The organism is Segatella copri DSM 18205 (genome assembly GCF_025151535.1).
GTDB classification, from domain to species: Bacteria; Bacteroidota; Bacteroidia; order Bacteroidales; family Bacteroidaceae; genus Prevotella; species Prevotella copri.
Genome location: NZ_CP102288.1, coordinates 2,611,508 through 2,630,205 on the forward strand (window position 1 = coordinate 2,611,508; position 18,698 = coordinate 2,630,205).

Genomic DNA, 18,698 nt, shown 5'->3' on the forward strand with positions numbered 1-18,698 from the left:
TACTTACTTTTCGATAAAATGTCGTACCTTTGCTCTCAAATCATAATATACGATTTAGAGATGAAAACGTATCAACAACTTTGGCAATCCATTACCCCTCTATATGAGGCGGGCGAAGCACAGGCTATCGTCCGCACCGTGCTCGATGTAAAGTACGGAATGACGCTGACCGACATAATCTGCGGCAAAGTTAATGAATTATCTGCAGATGAAGAAAGAAAACTGGAAGAAATTATCAGAAGATTGCAAAAAGGCGAACCTGTACAGTATGTTCTGGGCGAAGCTGACTTTGCAGGAAGAACCTTCCATGTAGAGCCGGGCGTGCTGATTCCGAGACCCGAAACGGCGGAACTCTGCGAGTGGATAGAAAAAGATGCGACTGAAAACAAAGGGATTACGGAAGGAGAGAATGAAGAAAACGCCATCCGCATCCTGGACATCTGTACGGGTTCGGGCTGCATCGCCATTACGTTGGGACTGGACATCGGCGGCTCGGAGGTTACGGGTTGGGATATTTCGGAAGATGCCTTGAAGATAGCACAGGGAAATGTTGCGCTTCTGGATGCCGGTAACGTAAAAATAGAATATCAGGATGCCCTGAAGTTGGCGGAAACATCGGATGCCGGAAGATGGAACATCATCGTGAGCAATCCCCCGTATATCTGCGAAAAAGAGAAAGCGGATATGGAGAAGAATGTGTTGGAACACGAACCCGGAATCGCCCTCTTCGTGCCCGATGAAGAGCCTCTGAAGTTCTACAGAGCCATCGCCGAATATGCCTCTTCTGCCCTCAAATCCGGAGGTGCATTATACTTCGAAATCAATCCTATCTACGAAAAAGAAACAAGGGAAATGCTGGAAGGATTGGGGTTTAAAGCTATTGATACAAAGGAAGATGCCTTCGGAAAGCAGAGAATGATGCGAGCCGGAAAATCATAAAGTTCAATGTTCAAATCTCAAAGTTCAAAGTAAAATCATCATGTTCAAATCTCAAAGTTCAAAGTATAAAAAGCCGATGACCGAGCAGCAGGCGCTCCTGAAGCTCACCACCCTCTGCACCCAAGCCGAACATTGCTCGCAAGAGATGATCGACAAGATGAAGAAGTGGGAACTGCCCGAAGATGCCATCGCCAGAAACATGGAATTCCTGACCGAGAAGAAATTCATCGACGACGAACGTTTCGCACGCTTCTTTATCAACGACAAGATAAAATACAACAAGTGGGGACGCCGGAAGGTGGAACAGGCGCTGTGGATGAAACATATTCCGAAGGACATCTCTGACCCTATCTTCGAAGAGATTGAAGACGACCTGTATATGGAAACCCTCCTGCCCCTGATGAAAAACAAATATAAAACCATCAAGGCAAAGAACGACTATGAACGCTCGATGAAACTCATCCGCTTTGCCCTGGGAAGAGGATACAACATGGAGGTTATCCACAAATGCATCGACCGGATGAAGGAAGAAGATCTGGGAGACATCGATTTCGAAGAGGAATTCTAAAGCAAAGCATCAAGTTCAATATCCGAACCTCAAAATTGAGAGTAAAGCCATGCGTACCAGCCTGTTAAGAGACATATTAGATTTATTCTTCCCCCGAACCTGCGCCATCTGTGGAAATGTGCTCGCTGGCGGGGAGGAGATGATATGCATAAAATGTCTGTTCCGCATGCCGGGAACCGATACCTGGAAACAGCCCTACGACAACGAGATGGCAAAACTCTTCTGGCATCTGATTCCCATCGAACGCTGCTGCGCTCTCTTCCATCACATCAGCCATGCCACATCGGCTAGAGCCGTCTACCAGCTGAAATACATGCATCATCCAGAAATGGGAATCTATCTGGGCAGAATGCTGGCAAAGAAGGGGTTAGGCATTCAGTTCTTCGACGGAATAGACGCCATCATCCCCATCCCGCTCACCCGAAAACGAGAAAAAGAACGCGGCTATAACCAGAGCCTTCTCATCGCCAAAGGCATCCAGCAACTCACCCATCTGACCATCATCAAGGATGCCGTAAGAAGGAAAAAGTTTAGCGAAAGCCAAACCCACAAGAACCGGCAGGAAAGACAGGAAAACGTGAGCCAGGTTTTTGAAGCCGCAGCAACCTATCATGACGGGCAGGGCGAGCACCCCATCACGCAACTTGAGGGCAAACATATCCTCATCATCGACGACGTATGCACCACCGGAGCCACCATCATCTCCTGTGCGGAAACCCTGATAAAAGCAGCCGGAAAGATGAAGATAAGCGTGCTGACTGTAGGTTTCGCACACGACTAAAGGCCCTTTTTGCCGAGAGTTAAAACATTTTAACCCTAAATATAGCCGCCGTGTGCAAAAATCATTGTACCTTTGCAAAATAATTAATAATAATTTAATCCTTTAAAGATTATGGACAAACTGAAGAAAGAATTCGCATCTAAGTTATTGAAAGTAAAGGCTATCAAGTTGCAGCCTAATGATCCATTCACATGGGCTTCTGGCTGGAAGTCACCATTCTATTGCGATAACCGCAAGACTCTCTCATTCCCAGAACTCCGCAATTATGTAAAGCTTGAGCTCGTTCACGCTATCCTGGAGCAGTTCCCAGAGGCTGATGCTGTAGCCGGAGTAGCTACTGGTGCCATCGCGCAGGGTGCTTTGGTTGCTGACGAACTGAACATGCCTTTCGTATACGTTCGTTCTAAACCAAAGGATCACGGTATGCAGAACCTCATCGAAGGTCAGCTCGACCCTAAGGCTAAGGTTGTGGTAGTAGAAGACTTGATTTCTACCGGCGGCAGCTCTCTCAAGGCAGTAGAAGCTCTCCGCAAGAACGGCAACGAGATTGTGGGCATGGTAGCTAGCTACACCTATGGTTTCCCTATCGCCGAGAAGGCTTTTGCTGATGCTAACGTAAAGCTGGTTACTTTGACCGACTATGAGCACGTAGTGGCAGAGGCTCTGGAGACGGGCTATATCAAGCAGGAAGATGTAGAGCTGCTCCACGAGTGGCGCAAGGACCCAGCTAACTGGAAGAAGTAATCAAGCTGACCCATCAATAATGAGTACAAGTACATTCGAAAGTAATATCAAACAGATTCCTCACAAGCAGGAATCTGTTTACCGTACATTGAGCGATCTGAACAACCTGCAGATGCTCAAAGACCGCTTCGAGCAGGTGAAAGAGCAGATTCCTGAGGACAAGAGAAAGGAAATGGAAAAGCTGAAGGACCTCAAGTTTGATAGCGACAGCATCTCTATCACAGCACCTATGGTGGGTGAAATCAAGATGCGCATCATCGACCGCGAGGAGCCTAAGACCATCAAGTTTGAAACAGAAAACAGCCCTGTTCCTTTCAACTTCTGGATTCAGCTGCTCCCTACAGGCGAGTTCTCATGCAAAATGAAACTCACCATCAAGGCAGAACTTAACATGTTTATCAAGGGTATGGTGAAGAAGCCATTGCAGGAAGGCATCGAAAAAATTGCTGATGCGCTTGCGATGATTCCTTACCAGGATTAATAAATAAAGAAATTATGGCACATAAACTTTGGGAAAAGAACTTCGAAGTAAACAAGGAAATTGAAAGATTCACCGTAGGAAGAGACCGCGAGCTCGACCTCTATCTCGCCAAGTATGACGTGCTGGGCAGTATGGCACACATCACCATGCTCGAAAGCATCGGACTCCTGGAGAAAGATGAACTCACCCAGCTCCTTGCCGAACTGAAAAACATCTACGCCATCGCCGACAAGGGCGAATTCGTAATAGAAGACGGCGTGGAAGACGTTCATTCCCAGGTAGAACTGATGCTCACCCAGAAACTGGGCGACATGGGCAAGAAGATTCATTCGGGTAGATCACGCAACGACCAGGTTCTCGTAGACCTCAAACTCTTCACCCGTCATGAGTTGAAGGAGATTGTGGACGCCGTGAAGATTCTCTTCGACGAGCTGATTCAGAAGAGCAACCAGTATAAGGACGTGCTGATGCCGGGCTACACCCATCTGCAGGTGGCTATGCCTTCATCATTCGGTCTCTGGTTTGGCGCTTATGCTGAAGGACTTGCCGATGACATGCTCTTCCTTCAGGCTGCTTACCGCATGACCAACCGCAACCCATTGGGTAGCGCTGCCGGCTATGGAAGTTCATTCCCATTGAACCGCACCATGACCACCGAACTTCTCGGTTTCGACAGCATGGACTATAATGTGGTTTATGCACAAATGGGCAGAGGAAAGATGGAGCGCAACGTGGCTTTCGCCATGGCTACCGTGGCAGGAACTTTGGCAAAGATGGCTTTCGACGCCTGCATGTTCAACTGTCAGAACTTCGGTTTCGTGAAATTGCCTAAGGAGTGCACCACCGGTTCGAGCATCATGCCACACAAGAAGAATCCAGACGTATTCGAGTTGATTCGCGCCAAGAGCAACAAGCTCCAGAGCCTTCCACAGCAGGTAATGCTCATCATGAACAACCTGCCAGTAGGCTATTTCCGCGATCTCCAGATTATCAAGGAAGTGTTCCTCCCTGCCTTCGACGAGTTGAAGGACTGTCTGCAGATGGCTGCCTACATCATCAACAAGATGGAGGTGAACGAGCATATTCTTGACGATCCTCGCTACGACCCTATGTTCTCAGTAGAAGAAGTGAACCAGCTTGCAGCCAACGGAATGCCATTCCGCGATGCTTACAAGAAGGTAGGACTGGAAATCGAGGCTGGCAAATTCAAGCCAAACAAGGATATTCATCATACTCACGAAGGCAGCATCGGCAATCTCTGCAACGACAAGATTCAGGCGCTGATGGAGCAGACCCTCTCTGAGTTCCACTTCGAGCGCATGGAGAATGCCGAGAAGAATCTTCTGAAATAAAGACTGAAAGGTTTCTGCATGAAGAATAGCATATATAATAAGGTATATATATATAATAAGGTGAAGAGCATAGCAGGAATAGCTATGCTCTTACTTTGTTCGTGCGATGCAGAAAACAGCATCAGCACCAAATATCCCTGCCAGTTCTATTTCAAGTCGCAATACCATCCGGGCACAAGTCTGGAAACAGCCCTCAACGGAACGGGCGTCTACACGATGGTTAGCGCTAAAAAGGTGAATGGAGCCTGGAATATCTATTCTACATTAAACGATGGGAAAAACCAGCCTGAAACCATCATCCTCTCTACAGCCAAGGAGAATTATGCCAACTATACCTATCTGGGAGCGGGCAACGACCCTAAAGATTCCAGGAAGAATGGCTTCATCATGGGACTTACAAACTTCAGCGGACCTGTAGCCTGGGACCGCCAATGCCCCAACTGTCTGGAACAATATGGCGGCACCAACTATCCGCTGGAATGGACCGGCAACCGCCAATCGGTTATTTGCGACAAATGCAAACGCATCTACAGCCTGGAAAACGGAACCATCTCAAGCGGCGGAAAGAGCAAAAGCGACAAGCCGCTGATGCAATATCGGGTAACCTACGGCGGCAAAGGAACCGATATATACGTGGGAAACTAAGCAGAAACGGAGGGCAAACGAAAAAAATGGCGCTTTCTTGTCTTAAAAAATGTAAATCGTTTGGAGATTTAAAGAAATAGCATTACCTTTGCACTCACATAACGCGGAAATAGCTCAGTTGGTAGAGCACAACCTTGCCAAGGTTGGGGTCGCGGGTCCGAGTCCCGTTTTCCGCTCAACTCTTAACGTTTACCATGCCGCAATGGTGGAATTGGTAGACACGAGGGACTTAAAATCCCTTGGCCAGTAATGGCTGTGCGGGTTCGAGTCCCGCTCGCGGCACCTTAAAGTTTTTCCTTATGAAAAAATTTGCTTACATCTTCATTTTATTCATTACGCTGGTTTTAACATCATGTGGTGTTAGCAGTGGGCATTTCAAGTTTGAAGGCAAATTTCTCAATATGAATCAAGGCGAGTTTTATGTATACAGTCCTGACGGGGGCTTCGAAGGCGTTGACACCATCAAGGTAGAAGGCGGCCGTTTCACTTTCGAAACCGAATGTAAGGAAGATTTTACCATCATGCTTGTTTTCCCTAATTTCTCTGAGCAGCCTATCTTCGCAAAATCGGGCAAATCAGTAGAAATCAAGGCAGATGCTTCGCACCTTAAGGAAATGGAGGTAAGCGGAACCGAGGATAACGAACTGATGACAAGATTCCGCAAGAACATCCTGAAAGATACGCCACCTGAGGCTAAAAAGCATGCTGAAGACTTCGTCAGAGAACATCCGAGTTCTGTGTGCAGCATCTATCTGATCAGAAAATACTTCATCACTTCTACACAACCTGATTACCGCAAGGCGCTCTCACTCATCAATATCGTAGAGAAGGAACAGCCTAAAAACGGACAGTTGGCTAAGATGAAGCAGTTGGCAGAAACCATGAAGAATGTAGGCACTGGTGCAACCCTGCCTTCATTTACAGCATACGATATCAACGGAAAACTCGTTTCTAGTACAGAAATGAGCAGCGCTCCGGTTGCCGTAATCTACACCTGGGCTACCTATAACTATGACAGCCAGGACATGCAGCGCGAACTGAAGAGCCGTCAGAAGAAATCGAACGGCAAGCTTAAGCTGATGGCTTTCTGTCTGGATGCCAGCAAGAGCGAATGCAAGAACAACATCAAACGCGACTCTATCGCATGCCCTATCATCTGCAACGGCGAAATGCTGGAAGACAGGACCTTGAAGAAGTTGGGATTGGGAAACCTTCCTGACAACATCATACTTCAAAATGGTAAAATCATCGCCCGAGGCATGAAAAAGCAAGAGCTTTACAATAAGCTCGACCAACTGCTAAAATAAATACTTTCGAGCTAGTCAAGAACCCATAAAAAGCACGCCTATATGTTAGTAAAGACATATTGTGCAGCAGTTAACGGACTAGAAGTAACTACTGTAACCGTAGAAGTAAGCCTCAACAGAGGCGTCATGTACCACCTCACAGGCTTAGGCGACGAGGCGGTCAAAGAGAGCCGCAACCGAATTTCAGCAGCTCTCCAGTATAGCGGCTTCAAATTTCCGATAGCCGACATCACTATCAATCTGGCTCCAGCTGACCTCCGGAAAGAGGGCAGCAGTTTCGACTTGCCGCTTGCAATCGGACTTCTAGGCGCCAACAACAACATTCCCGAAGATCATCTGAAAGAGTACATGATGGTAGGCGAGCTGAGCCTTGACGGTACGCTCCAGCCTATCAAAGGTGCCCTACCGATAGCCATCAGAGCAAGAGCAGAGCATTTTAAGGGACTGATTGTACCGGAACAGAACGCTCGGGAAGCGGCTGTCGTAAACAATCTTGAGGTTTACGGCATGAAAACACTTTTCGAAGTCATACAATTCATGAGCGACAGAAGCAATCCTTCTCCTACAATCGTTGACACCCGCAAGGAATTCTACGAAAACCAGACACATTGTGAATACGATTATGCCGATGTTCGCGGTCAGGAGAACGTGAAAAGAGCGCTCGAAGTGGCTGCGGCTGGCGGACACAACCTGATTATGGTAGGTCCTCCAGGTTCTGGAAAGTCGATGATGGCAAAACGTTTGCCGTCCATCCTCCCCCCTCTCACGCTATCTGAGAGTCTGGAAACAACACAAATTCACTCCATTGCAGGCAAACTGGGCAAGAATGTATCACTCATTTCCCAACGCCCGTTCCGGTCTCCTCACCATACCATCTCTCAAGTGGCTCTGGTAGGCGGTGGAACATCGCCACAACCGGGAGAAATATCGCTCGCCCATAATGGCGTTCTGTTCTGCGATGAACTTCCGGAGTTCAATAAAACCACTCTGGAAGTACTCCGCCAGCCATTGGAAGACCGCCACATCAACATCAGCAGAGCGAAATATTCTACAGATTACCCATGTTCATTCATGTTTGTGGCAAGTATGAACCCTTGTCCATGCGGATATTATGGTGATCCGACACATCGCTGTGTCTGCACGCCAGGCCAGATTCAAAGATACATGAACAAGATTTCGGGTCCGTTACTCGACCGCATCGACATCCAATGTGAAATCAGTCCCGTTCCTTTCCAGGACATATCGAAGGCAGCACCAGGTGAGCCAAGTGCCAAGATCAGAGAAAGAGTCATCAAGGCAAGAGAAGTTCAAGCCGAAAGATTCAAAGATTATAAAGGCATCCATTGCAACGCCCAGATGACCGAAAGAATGATTCATCAGTTTGCCGAACCCGACGAACAAGGTATCGAACTGCTCCGAATGGCAATGGAGAAGCTTTCTTTGTCAGCCAGAGCCTATAACAGAATACTGAAAGTGGCACGAACCATTGCTGATTTGGCAGGAAGTGAACAGATTAAGCCTGACCATATAGCAGAAGCCGTGGGATACAGAACCCTCGACAGAGGCGATTGGGCAGAAAGAGGACATTTATAATCATAAAGAAGATATATGTAAAAGGATAAAAATCCGTTTTTTCCAATCATTCGCTCTAAAAAGTTGGATTTATAAAGGGAAAAAGGGAGAAAAAAAATAGAAGAATAGCCATTTTAAAATAGTTACAAACCTATTTTAGAATGGCTATTTTCTTTTGTCATTACGAAAATATTATCCCATAAAGACAAAAGTACCACAAAAAAACAGACAAAACGAATAGCAAAATCGTCCAAGACGGGGTGATTTCTATTCTCTAAGGTATAATAATTGATTTAAATTAGCTTTTAAATTTACGAAAATCTCTAATTCTAATAAAAATTACCCCACATAGGATAAAAAAATGCATTACCTTTGCAAACGTAAAAAGAAAGCTAGCACAACGCTAGTTTAATTATTAACAACAAAACTATTAAGATTTATGGATTGCATTTTTAAAATTACAAACGCAGTAAAGAAGATTGGTTTCGTAATTCTTCTTGCAGAGTTGGCCGTTATCGCCTATATGAACGTAATGTAAGAAATCTCTCTATAGATATAAATATATAAGGAGGAAGTTTTCTACATACTAAGGTAATTAGATTGTAAAAGGTCAACAACATAAGTTGTCAGAACGAATAAGCTCGTAGAAAAAGTAAATGATAATAATTAGGTACAATCCTATCAGGGAGGAGTCTGATGGAAATGTACAAGATGGGAGGCTCTTGCAGAGATGCGAAGGGCCTTTTTTGTATCCTGCCCTACGCTATCCTTACTATAAAAACACTAAAGAACCCAGCTTTTTACACCTTATTATATATATAAGTAAGAAAAAGCGACGATAATTCTTTCTTATCTCCAACATTTTTTGTAATTTTGCAGCCAAATAACAAAAATATATTAGCTAATATGGAACAAAAGAACTTTAAACGTACTACCGTGACTGCGGCTTTGCCTTATGCCAACGGTGGTGTGCACATTGGTCACCTGGCAGGTGTATACGTGCCAGCCGATATCTATGTTCGCTATCTCCGCCTCAAGAAGCAAGATGTTGTCTTCATCGGCGGTAGCGATGAGCATGGTGTACCTGTTACTATCCGTGCCAAGAAAGAAGGAATTACCGTACAGGAGGTGGTTGACCGCTATCATAACCTCATCAAGAAGAGTTTCGAGGACTTCGGTATCTCTTTTGATATTTACAGCCGTACCACTTCGCCTACTCACAATAAGTTTGCTTCAGACTTCTTCCGCACACTCTATGACAAGGGCGTATTGGAAGAAAAGGTAGAGGAGCAGTTCTGCGACGAGGTAACAGGCGAATTCCTTACCGACCGTAATATCGTGGGTACTTGTCCTCGCTGTGGTGCAGAGGGTGCTTATGGCGACCAATGCGAGAAATGTGGTGCTACCCTCTCTCCTGAGGAGCTCATCAACCCTACCAACAAGAACAACCCTGGTCATGGTCTCGTAAAGAAGCCTACCAAGAACTGGTATCTTCCATTGAACAAGTATCAGGATTGGTTGAAGAAGTGGATTCTGGAAGGCCACAAAGAGTGGCGTACCAATGTTTACGGCCAATGCAAGAGCTGGTTGGACATGGATCTTCAGCCACGTGCCATGACACGCGACTTGGACTGGGGTATTCCTGTTCCAGTAGAGGGTGCAGATGGAAAGGTGCTCTACGTTTGGTTCGATGCACCAATCGGCTACATCTCAAACACCAAGGAACTCTGCGATGCTCATCCAGAAAAGTGGGGAACATGGCAGAAGTGGTGGCAGGATCCTGAGACCCGTCTTGTTCACTTCATCGGTAAGGACAATATCGTGTTCCACTGCATCATCTTCCCTACTATGCTGAAGGCTCACGGCGACTATATCTTGCCAGACAACGTACCAGCCAACGAGTTCCTGAACCTGGAGGATGATAAGATTTCAACATCCCGCAACTGGGCTGTATGGTTGCACGAGTATCTCGTAGATTTGCCAGGCAAGCAGGATGTATTGCGCTATGTATTGACAGCCAATGCGCCTGAGACCAAGGACAACAACTTTACCTGGAAGGATTTCCAGGAGCGCAACAACTCTGAGTTGGTTGCCGTTTACGGTAACTTCGTAAACCGTGCCCTCCAGCTCACCAAGAAGTATTGGGGCGGCGTAGTTCCTGCCTGTGGCGAATTGCAGGAGGTAGATGAGAAGGCTATCGCTGAGTTCAAGGACGTGAAGGAGAAGGTAGAGCAGTATCTCAACGTATTCAAGTTCCGCGAGGCTCAGAAAGAGGCTATGAACCTGGCTCGTATCGGTAACCGATACATCACAGAGTGTGAGCCTTGGAAGGTTTGGAAGACCGATCCTAAGCGTGTGGAGACCATCCTGAACATCTCCCTCCAGTTGGTTGCCAACCTCGCTATCGCCTTCGAGCCATTCTTGCCATTCTCTTCTGAGAAGCTCCGCAAGATGATCAATATGCCTAACTTCGAGTGGACTCAGCTCGGCAGCACAGATTTGCTCAAGGCTGGTACCCAGCTCGGTGAGCCTGAATTGCTCTTCGAGAAGATTGAGGATGAGGTTATCGAAAGACAGCTCCAGAAGCTTGCTGACACCAAGAAGGCTAACGAGGAGGCTTCTTATCAGGCTGCTCCTATCAAGCCAGAGGTTAGCTTCGATGATTTCGAGAAACTCGATATCCGCGTAGGTCACATTCTGAACTGCGAGAAGGTAAAGAAGTCTAAGAAACTCCTGAAGTTCACCATCGACGATGGTTCTGGCGTAGAGCGCACCATCTGCTCAGGTATCGCAGCCTACTACGAGCCAGAGCAGCTGATTGGCAAGGATGTATTGTTCGTAGCCAACTTTGCTCCTCGCAAGATGATGGGCATCGAGAGTCAGGGTATGATTCTGAGTGCTGTCAACTTCGACGGCTCATTGAACGTAACTTCTCTCCTTGGCAAGGTTAAGCCAGGAAGCCAGGTTGGATAAAGAATCATAGAATCATCTGATTATCAGATAAGGTAAAAGCCTCAAATCCGCAAAGGATTTGAGGCTTTTCTTATTTCTATCCAAATATTCTCTTACAATGTAAACCGATACCCCACGGTAAAGGTCAAAGCCTTGTTCTTACAGTTATCCCAATCACCCTTGCCAGCCTTCGTCAGGCTCACGTTGTAACGGGCATCCAGAATCACGTTCATATATTCATAGCTCAAGCCCAAAGGAATGGCTACATCCACCTTCTTGGCAGGCCAAGGAGCTTCGATTTCCTGCATATCCTTGTATGTAATAGACCCGTTTTTGTCCTTCTGAAGGTCGGTTTCCTCTCTTTTCACCTTGCCGTCGCCACAAAGGAATCCCACCTGAACGCCTGCATTCACCGACAAGCCCTCTACAAGATAGGCCTTCAGCATCAGCGGCACCTGGATATAATCGAGGTTCACATGATGATTCTTAATACCTGTATATTCCCCTTTTTCAGCATTCTCAGTCAACTCACAGTCAGGGAAACGCATACCCTGTCGGGCATAATAAGCACCCAGCGTAATACCCAGGCTCTTATCTATGCGATATTCCACATCTGCGCCGCCCATGAATCCAGCCTGATACTTAGACTCTAGCGAGATTCCCTCCGAAGTTTCCGGAGGCAACCCGCTCCAGTTAGCCAGAGATACACCTATACGAGGAATTACCGAGAATCTGCCTACCGGATTCTCCACTTCTTGTGCCTTTGCTCCCACCACAGCAAGCAGCAGCACCATCATTATAACTATTTTCTTTTTCATTTCCACAACAGTTTGTATATCATATATAACAAGAAACAAGGGATAATATTGCATCCTACTATCATTTTTCTCCATGAAAGACCTGTTCTCGTAAAGTGTTAACAAATACAACTCATAGTTTTCTTCCCTCCAACTCACCGTTTTCTGGAGCATAAGTCATAGTTTGCACCATGACAAAGCTGTGTTTATGCCCAAAAAATATAACACGGACAAATTGAATTTGTCCGTGTTTTTTTTCTTGGAAAGAAGCGAGCTTTAAAGCCAGCATTCTTACCCCTGTATTCGTCAAAAGTGTGATTTATCACAAAAAAATCGAATAATATTTGGTGATTACATATAATATTCCTAACTTTGCACTCGGCAAAAGTGTGACAAATCACAAAAAAATCGAACAACATGGAGATAAAACGTAATATTCACTTAAATAGAATCATTGCCCGCAAGGGTAATGGCATGATAAAGGTAATAACAGGAATGCGCCGATGTGGCAAATCATACCTTCTCTTCACCTTATTTCATAACTATCTCTTAGAACAAGGAGTAGATGAACTGCATATTATCAAGGTTGATATGGAAGACCGCCGTAATGCCGCTCTAAGAAATCCTGATGCTTTGTTGAACTATATAGATTCAAGGATGACAGACTCTCAACAATATTACATCCTCCTTGATGAAGTACAGTTGGTGGCAGAGTTTGAGGATGTACTCAATAGCTATCTCAAAATCACAAATGCAGACGTTTATGTAACAGGTAGTAATGCAAAATTCCTTTCTAAAGATGTAATTACAGAGTTCAGAGGACGAGGCGACGAAATACGTATCACGCCTTTAAGCTTTCAAGAGTTTATGTCTGCAAAAGAAGGTAATCGTGAAGATTTATTGAATGAATATCTCACCTATGGTGGACTTCCACAAGTGGTCACAATGGATGAAATTGAGCGAAAAGTAGAGTACCTCAAGAACCTTTTTACTCATACCTATATCCGTGACATCAAGGAACGATATGAAATAAAGAAAGATGACGATTTGGAAGAGCTAATCAACTTGGTTGCCTCAAATATTGGCAGCCTAACCAATCCAACAAAGTTGGAAAATTGCTTCAAATCTGTTAAACAAAGCAGTCTTTCAAAAGATACCATCAAGAACTATCTAGACTTGATGCAAGATGCTTTTATCATCGAGAAATCCATCAGATTTGACATCAAAGGCAAGAAATACATTGACACACCATCAAAATATTACTTCACAGACTTAGGGTTACGTAACGCCAGACTTAATTTTCGCCAGACAGAATTTACACATCTCTTGGAAAACGCAATATACAATGAATTGCGTCTTAGAGGCTATTCTGTTGATGTGGGACAAATACCAATTTTTACGATTGGAGAGGATGGTAAGCGGCAACGCAGTACACTAGAAGTCGATTTCGTTTGCAATCTGGGCTATAAGAGATGCTACATACAGTCAGCATATGCCTTGCCAACAGAAGACAAAATGAAACAAGAGTTCAACTCTCTTTTGCGCATAAAAGACAGTTTCAAGAAAATCGTCATCGTAGGAACGCCCACTCCGACTTACCAGAACGAGGAAGGTATCCTTACCATGAACATTTATGATTTCTTGATGAATCCAGACAGTTTGAACATCTAAAATCGAAAAAGAGAGGCGAGCTTCACAGCCAGCCTCTCCCGAGAGATTTATAGAAAATGCCACTCATGGCATTCCTATATCTTGATTAAAAATATTATCTTATTAATATTCAGGGTTCTGTTGAAGAGCCTTGTTGTAATCAATCTCAGACTGTGGGATAGCCATAATGGTACGATAATCATTGTACTTCACCTCCTGATTAGCCTGGTTTGTTACACTCTGACGATTACGCCAGTAAGCGAATGTAATCTGGTTCTCGCAGAACATCTCGATTTCATATTCATGAAGAATGTCTGCAAGTGTAACAGAAGTCTTATCTGTATAACCGGCAATACGGTTCTTGTCGATAGCATTGATATACTGAGCTGCTTTGGCACTTGTCTTTGCCAAATCGTATGAACCAGAGTTGTCAAGATGCCACTGTGCCTCAGCAGCAATCAGATACATCTCTGAGAGGCGGAGCAACTTAGTGTTGTTAACATAGAGGTTGCCGTTACGGCCTGGATACTTGTTAGGATAGAAACCTGCAGCCTTCTTGTAGCTAGCTGCAGACTGATCCTTGATCAAGCCAGCACGAATATCCTTATCCTTGTTGGCTACAAGATACTTATACAGGTAACCCTCCTCGTTGAAAGCATTCTCTGAGTAACCATCAGCATCACAGTAGTAACCAGGAGCATAACGCTGCTGGTTATACTTGTCGGTCTGCATGAACTCCAGAATGGTTTCATCTGCCTTCTCCTTAGTCCAAGCCTCAACATAATTGTCGCGGTTCAACATCTTGAAACCACCCTCACCAATTACTTCCTTAGCATCTGCCAAAGCCTCTGCATACTGACCATTATAGAGGTAAGCACGGGCACGAAGACCTAGAGCTGCATAATAGTTGAAGTAACCATTATCAGACTTCTTCTCCAACAAAGGAAGTGCATCTGTAAACTGCTTGATAATGAATGTGTATGTAGATGCCAAATCTGTACGAGTACCCTTGTAATCCTTGTCAAATACCTGGTCAGAAAGAACCAGACCGAGTTCGCTTGCTGGATTCTCTACAGTAGTAGGGATGTGGCAGAACATACGAGCCAAGTCGAAGTGCAACATACCTCTCCAAGCTAACAGCTGTCCTTTATAGTTATTGATTTCGGCAGCATCGCCTTCAACCTGGCCATTTTCGATAGACTTCAATGCGCTATTCACATTACCCAAAGCCTGGTAGAATGCGAAATATGCATAATCATTGAATGAACCTTTAGAATTGTACATGTAAAATCTGAGCTCACCCAACTGATTGTTGTCTGCAGTTACCTTGAAATCGTTGCAGCGAGTATCTGCAAAGAGGGCGAATTCTGACGCATAAGTCATTCTGCTTTCTGTCAATACATAAGCAATACCATTCACTGCATTACGCAAGTCAGATGTAGTTGTGATAGCAGACTCAGTAGGCAACTCAATAGATGGCTCCTGGTCCAGGAAGTCGCTGCATGATGAGAACATCATGCCAACGGCAATACCCAATGCTAAATATATCTTTTTCATATCCTTTTTCCTATGAATTAATTAAAAACTAAAGTTGAGACCGAACAAGAACTGACGTGTTGTAGGAGTATCGGTCTGGCGATAACCATTGATATCAACATCTGGATCAATATCCTTAGCTGCGTTGTAAATCAGGAATGGGTTGGTTGCACGGAAATAAATGCGCAAGTTGCTGATATACTTCTTGAAGTAAGGCACAGTCCAACCGAATGTGATGTCACGTACGCGGATGTTGTCTGTTGAGATAATCTCACGGGTAGAGAACTTATCAGAACGGAATGGGTTAAAGTAGATAGGACGTGGGAACTCGGTCTGGTCACCTGGCTTCTGCCAGTAATTGCCAGCCACACGCTTAGATACATTAAATGAACCCACACGGAAACCATCACTATAGGTAAGGAAGTAACCTGGATAATCGAACATGTCGGCACCAAACTGATATGAAATCATGAATGAAAGGTCAAAATCCTTATAGCGGAAGGTATTGGTCATACCGCCTACCCAGTCAGGCACACCCTTGCCTACAATGGTGCTACCAGCCTTGCTATACTCGTTGGTTACACCCTTAGACTCATCCTCAGGATCAATCCAGAATTCCATCAAACCAGTCTCTGAGTTTACACCCTTAGCCTTTGGCAGGAAGAATGTATGCATAGACTCGCCCTCACGGAGGATATACATGTTACCGTCGCCATACTGAACGTCGTCACCATTAGGCAACTTGTTTACCTTGATACTCTGCTTGGTAAGGTTGAAGTCTGTGGTCCAGGTGAAATCCTTTGTGCGGATATTCTGAGAACTGATAGAGAACTCAAGACCCTGGTTCTTCAACTCACCGATGTTGTTCCAGTATGAGCTGAAACCTGTTACATAAGAAGTTGGTGAAAGGAAGAGAAGATCCTTTGTCAACTTGTTATAGTAATCGAAGGTAAGAGTTACTCGGTTGAAGAGTGTCCAATCCAAACCTACGTTAAAGTTGTGAGACTTCTCCCAACCCAATGTTGGGTTAGAGATGTTGCTCCAATAGATACCTGGCTCAGAGCCGTAACCACCGGTTGTTGCGTATGTACCCATATAACCATAGTAGTCTGTTGGCAAGTTACCATTGGTACCATAAGAGAGACGGAGCTTCAAATCACTGAACAGGTTGTTACCCTCCAAGAACTTCTCGCTACTGATGCGCCATGCACCTGATACAGAGAAGAAGTCTGCCCAACGGTTGTCTGAAGAAAGACGTGAAGAACCGTCACGACGATAGCTAGCAGACAAGTAATACTTGTTGTCGTAGTTATAGTTTACGCTACCCAACCAAGACATCATGGTTGCACAGTTGGTGTAGCTGGCATTGCTGTTAGCCTGACCATTAGACAACTCTGGCAACTTATGTGTAGAGTAGTTTTGAGAGCTGGCAGTCAATGTCATCAAGTTACGCTTCTCTGCCTCATAACCTACCATCGCAGTGAGATTATGCTTGTCAAAGCTGCGGGCATAGTTCAAAGTGTTGGATGAAGTCAAAGTCTTGCTGGTGTAGTTCCAACGCTGACCCATACCGTTCAGTGACTGACCATTACCACTATTAGGAGCCCAGAATTCACGGATGTTGTTGGTCATATAGTCGAAACCGAAGATTGAACGCAATGTCAGATTGAATGGCAACTTGAGTTCACCCTCCACATTGGTCAAGCTACGCATCAACTCTGAATCCAAAGTCTCAGCATATTCACCACCCTCCTGTCCGAACATCAGGTTTGGATTTGAAACATTCGTTGAGAATGAAGCGCTAGTGTTATATGAACCATCCTCGTTCTTTACAGGAGCGGTAGGGTCCATTGAGAAGAGTACAGACATTGGAGCGGTAGTACCGAAGCCCTGCGCCTGGGCACCCTGGTCGCGGAAACCAGCCTGATTAGAGAATGACAGCATTTCCTTGGCAGAAATCTTGAACCAGTCAGTTACCTTGTGATCCAAGTTCAAACGTCCACTATAACGCTGGAAAGAGCTGCCTTTTACGGTACCTTCAACCTTGTTGTAGCCAAAACTGGTGAAGAACTTAGTACGGTCGTTACCACCATTGATAGATACCTGATGGTCGGTAGTCAAACCAGTACGATAAACCTCTTTGTACCAATCTGTTGTCTCGTCTGTATTATAGTTGTTGAACCAGCTAGGAATTTCTTCTGCAGCAGCGGCAGCAGCGGCAGTTTCATCCATACCTCCATAATATACGAAGTAACCCTGGAGTGCATCCTTCCAATACTGCTTCATCTCGGCGCTGTTCATAGTTTCCAAAGCACTCTTCTTGGCAATATTGCTCCAACCAATCTGCATATCATAGTTTACGTGAGTCTTACCTTCCTTACCCTTCTTGGTAGTGATGATGATGACACCATTGGCAGCACGTGAACCATAGAGAGAAGATGCGGCAGCATCCTTCAATACGGTCATGCTCTCGATATCATTAGGGTTGATAGAAGAAAGAATAGACTGTGAACGGAGACCGCTACTCTGCATGTCAGAGTTAGAAACTGGCACACCATCAATCACATACAATGGCTGGGTAGAAGCGCTGATAGAACCGATACCACGGATCAACACCTTCTGGTCAGCACCTGGGTCACCTGTTGAAGCACCAATGTTGACACCAGCCATTTTGCCTTCCAACGACTTGATGAGTGAAGATTTAGCTGCAGACATATCCTTGTCTTTCATTACAGCTGCAGAACCTGTAAAGGAAGCCTTAGTGGTTGTACCATAAGCAACAACTACGACCTCGTCCAAGGTTTTGTTGTCAGAAGTCAAAGCAATCTTCATGTTAGAACTTGCTTTAACAGTTTGTGGATTCATACCTATATAGGTAATCTCCAACTTGGAGCCGGCTGGAACATTCAAACTGAAGTTTCCATCGACGTCCGTAACAGTACCCGTATTAGTACCAGCTACTTTGATTGATGCGCCAATAACAGGCTCACCATTCTCAGAAGCTACTACCTTACCGGTAACAGATGTTTGGGCAAAGGCTACTCCACAACTGAAAATTGCCCCCCCACAAATAAAGCGATTCTTTTAAACATAATCTCTCTCTTTATTAGATAATAATTTATAAATTTATAATAATCGGCTGCAAAATTAGATTTTTTTTCGGATATTTGCAAATATTTTGAAAGAAAAATTTAATAACGCACATAAAAAAGTCTGTTTTTAACACTTCTACCTTGTCATATTGCAACAAAAAGGACATTTTTGCAGTAATAAGGCTATAATTTGTAAGAACAGAAATAAGAAGGTTCTTAAGTTATCTATACAGGCATCTGCCGGGTAAGACGTATTGCTTAAATACGTAGAACAAACAGATT

14 protein-coding genes and 2 tRNA genes are annotated in these 18,698 nt (G+C 44.9%); 13 read left to right on the forward strand and 3 right to left on the reverse strand.

Features of this window, described 5'->3' with window-relative positions; genetic code table 11:
• Nucleotides 1-60 precede the first annotated feature (60 nt).
• The 12 genes from prmC (at nt 61) to metG (ending at nt 11,362) form a co-directional block, all read left to right on the forward strand.
• A complete protein-coding gene (gene prmC / locus NQ544_RS11005) occupies nt 61-939 on the forward strand; it encodes a peptide chain release factor N(5)-glutamine methyltransferase (protein WP_040553298.1) in 879 nt (292 codons plus the stop codon).
• A gap of 40 nt (nt 940-979) precedes the next feature.
• On the forward strand, nt 980-1,507 hold the full coding sequence (locus tag NQ544_RS11010; RefSeq protein WP_006848063.1) for a regulatory protein RecX: 528 nt from the start codon (nt 980-982) through the stop codon (nt 1,505-1,507).
• 139 nt (nt 1,508-1,646) lie between these two features.
• Nucleotides 1,647-2,288: a ComF family protein gene (locus NQ544_RS11015; RefSeq protein WP_228023655.1), complete on the forward strand. Its 642-nt coding sequence runs from the start codon at nt 1,647-1,649 to the stop codon at nt 2,286-2,288.
• A gap of 111 nt (nt 2,289-2,399) precedes the next feature.
• Nucleotides 2,400-3,032, forward strand: a complete 633-nt coding sequence (pyrE, locus tag NQ544_RS11020) for an orotate phosphoribosyltransferase (protein ID WP_006848066.1) — start codon at nt 2,400-2,402, stop codon at nt 3,030-3,032.
• A 19-nt stretch (nt 3,033-3,051) separates the two neighbouring features.
• Nucleotides 3,052-3,513 (forward strand): hypothetical protein, encoded by a 462-nt coding sequence (locus tag NQ544_RS11025; protein WP_006848067.1) that lies wholly within the window; start codon nt 3,052-3,054, stop codon nt 3,511-3,513.
• A 14-nt stretch (nt 3,514-3,527) separates the two neighbouring features.
• Nucleotides 3,528-4,865, forward strand: a complete 1,338-nt coding sequence (gene argH / locus NQ544_RS11030) for an argininosuccinate lyase (protein ID WP_006848068.1) — start codon at nt 3,528-3,530, stop codon at nt 4,863-4,865.
• Nucleotides 4,866-4,883: 18 nt separating this feature from the next.
• Complete coding sequence (locus tag NQ544_RS11035) at nt 4,884-5,510, forward strand: hypothetical protein (RefSeq protein ID WP_006848069.1); 627 nt, start codon at nt 4,884-4,886, stop codon at nt 5,508-5,510.
• A gap of 103 nt (nt 5,511-5,613) precedes the next feature.
• Nucleotides 5,614-5,686, forward strand: a tRNA-Gly gene (locus NQ544_RS11040).
• A 20-nt stretch (nt 5,687-5,706) separates the two neighbouring features.
• Nucleotides 5,707-5,792: transfer RNA gene (locus NQ544_RS11045), tRNA-Leu, on the forward strand.
• Between the two features lie 17 nt (nt 5,793-5,809).
• Nucleotides 5,810-6,817, forward strand: a complete 1,008-nt coding sequence (locus NQ544_RS11050; RefSeq protein WP_006848070.1) for a DUF4369 domain-containing protein — start codon at nt 5,810-5,812, stop codon at nt 6,815-6,817.
• A 42-nt stretch (nt 6,818-6,859) separates the two neighbouring features.
• A complete protein-coding gene (locus NQ544_RS11055) occupies nt 6,860-8,410 on the forward strand; it encodes a YifB family Mg chelatase-like AAA ATPase (protein ID WP_006848071.1) in 1,551 nt (516 codons plus the stop codon).
• 885 nt (nt 8,411-9,295) lie between these two features.
• Entirely contained in the window at nt 9,296-11,362 is a 2,067-nt protein-coding gene (gene metG / locus NQ544_RS11060; protein ID WP_006848073.1) for a methionine--tRNA ligase, read from the forward strand.
• 92 nt (nt 11,363-11,454) lie between these two features.
• Here the strand turns inward: metG and NQ544_RS11065 are convergent, their stop codons facing one another.
• Entirely contained in the window at nt 11,455-12,159 is a 705-nt protein-coding gene (locus NQ544_RS11065; RefSeq protein ID WP_167529933.1) for a porin family protein, read from the reverse strand.
• Between the two features lie 396 nt (nt 12,160-12,555).
• Between NQ544_RS11065 and NQ544_RS11070 the strand changes: the two genes are divergently transcribed.
• Nucleotides 12,556-13,809 (forward strand): ATP-binding protein, encoded by a 1,254-nt coding sequence (locus tag NQ544_RS11070; protein WP_006848076.1) that lies wholly within the window; start codon nt 12,556-12,558, stop codon nt 13,807-13,809.
• A gap of 102 nt (nt 13,810-13,911) precedes the next feature.
• Here NQ544_RS11070 and NQ544_RS11075 read toward each other — a convergent pair whose 3' ends face one another.
• Both NQ544_RS11075 and NQ544_RS11080 read right to left on the reverse strand, forming a co-directional pair.
• Nucleotides 13,912-15,345: a RagB/SusD family nutrient uptake outer membrane protein gene (locus NQ544_RS11075; protein ID WP_006848077.1), complete on the reverse strand. Its 1,434-nt coding sequence runs from the start codon at nt 15,343-15,345 to the stop codon at nt 13,912-13,914.
• A 21-nt stretch (nt 15,346-15,366) separates the two neighbouring features.
• Nucleotides 15,367-18,396 carry a SusC/RagA family TonB-linked outer membrane protein gene (locus NQ544_RS11080; protein WP_208855007.1) on the reverse strand — a complete coding sequence of 1,010 codons (3,030 nt, stop codon included), beginning with the start codon at nt 18,394-18,396 and terminating at the stop codon, nt 15,367-15,369.
• Nucleotides 18,397-18,698: the final 302 nt, after the last annotated feature.

What these genes read in the sequence shown, in the direction of transcription:
- prmC (WP_040553298.1), top strand. Translation starts at nt 61, where the DNA reads ATGAAAACGTATCAACAACTTTGGCAATCCATTACCCCTCTATATGAG.
- NQ544_RS11010 (WP_006848063.1), top strand. Translation starts at nt 980, where the DNA reads ATGTTCAAATCTCAAAGTTCAAAGTATAAAAAGCCGATGACCGAGCAG.
- NQ544_RS11015 (WP_228023655.1), top strand. Translation starts at nt 1,647, where the DNA reads ATGATATGCATAAAATGTCTGTTCCGCATGCCGGGAACCGATACCTGG.
- pyrE (WP_006848066.1), top strand. Translation starts at nt 2,400, where the DNA reads ATGGACAAACTGAAGAAAGAATTCGCATCTAAGTTATTGAAAGTAAAG.
- NQ544_RS11025 (WP_006848067.1), top strand. Translation starts at nt 3,052, where the DNA reads ATGAGTACAAGTACATTCGAAAGTAATATCAAACAGATTCCTCACAAG.
- argH (WP_006848068.1), top strand. Translation starts at nt 3,528, where the DNA reads ATGGCACATAAACTTTGGGAAAAGAACTTCGAAGTAAACAAGGAAATT.
- NQ544_RS11035 (WP_006848069.1), top strand. Translation starts at nt 4,884, where the DNA reads ATGAAGAATAGCATATATAATAAGGTATATATATATAATAAGGTGAAG.
- NQ544_RS11050 (WP_006848070.1), top strand. Translation starts at nt 5,810, where the DNA reads ATGAAAAAATTTGCTTACATCTTCATTTTATTCATTACGCTGGTTTTA.
- NQ544_RS11055 (WP_006848071.1), top strand. Translation starts at nt 6,860, where the DNA reads ATGTTAGTAAAGACATATTGTGCAGCAGTTAACGGACTAGAAGTAACT.
- metG (WP_006848073.1), top strand. Translation starts at nt 9,296, where the DNA reads ATGGAACAAAAGAACTTTAAACGTACTACCGTGACTGCGGCTTTGCCT.
- NQ544_RS11065 (WP_167529933.1), bottom strand. Translation starts at nt 12,159, where the DNA reads ATGAAAAAGAAAATAGTTATAATGATGGTGCTGCTGCTTGCTGTGGTG.
- NQ544_RS11070 (WP_006848076.1), top strand. Translation starts at nt 12,556, where the DNA reads ATGGAGATAAAACGTAATATTCACTTAAATAGAATCATTGCCCGCAAG.
- NQ544_RS11075 (WP_006848077.1), bottom strand. Translation starts at nt 15,345, where the DNA reads ATGAAAAAGATATATTTAGCATTGGGTATTGCCGTTGGCATGATGTTC.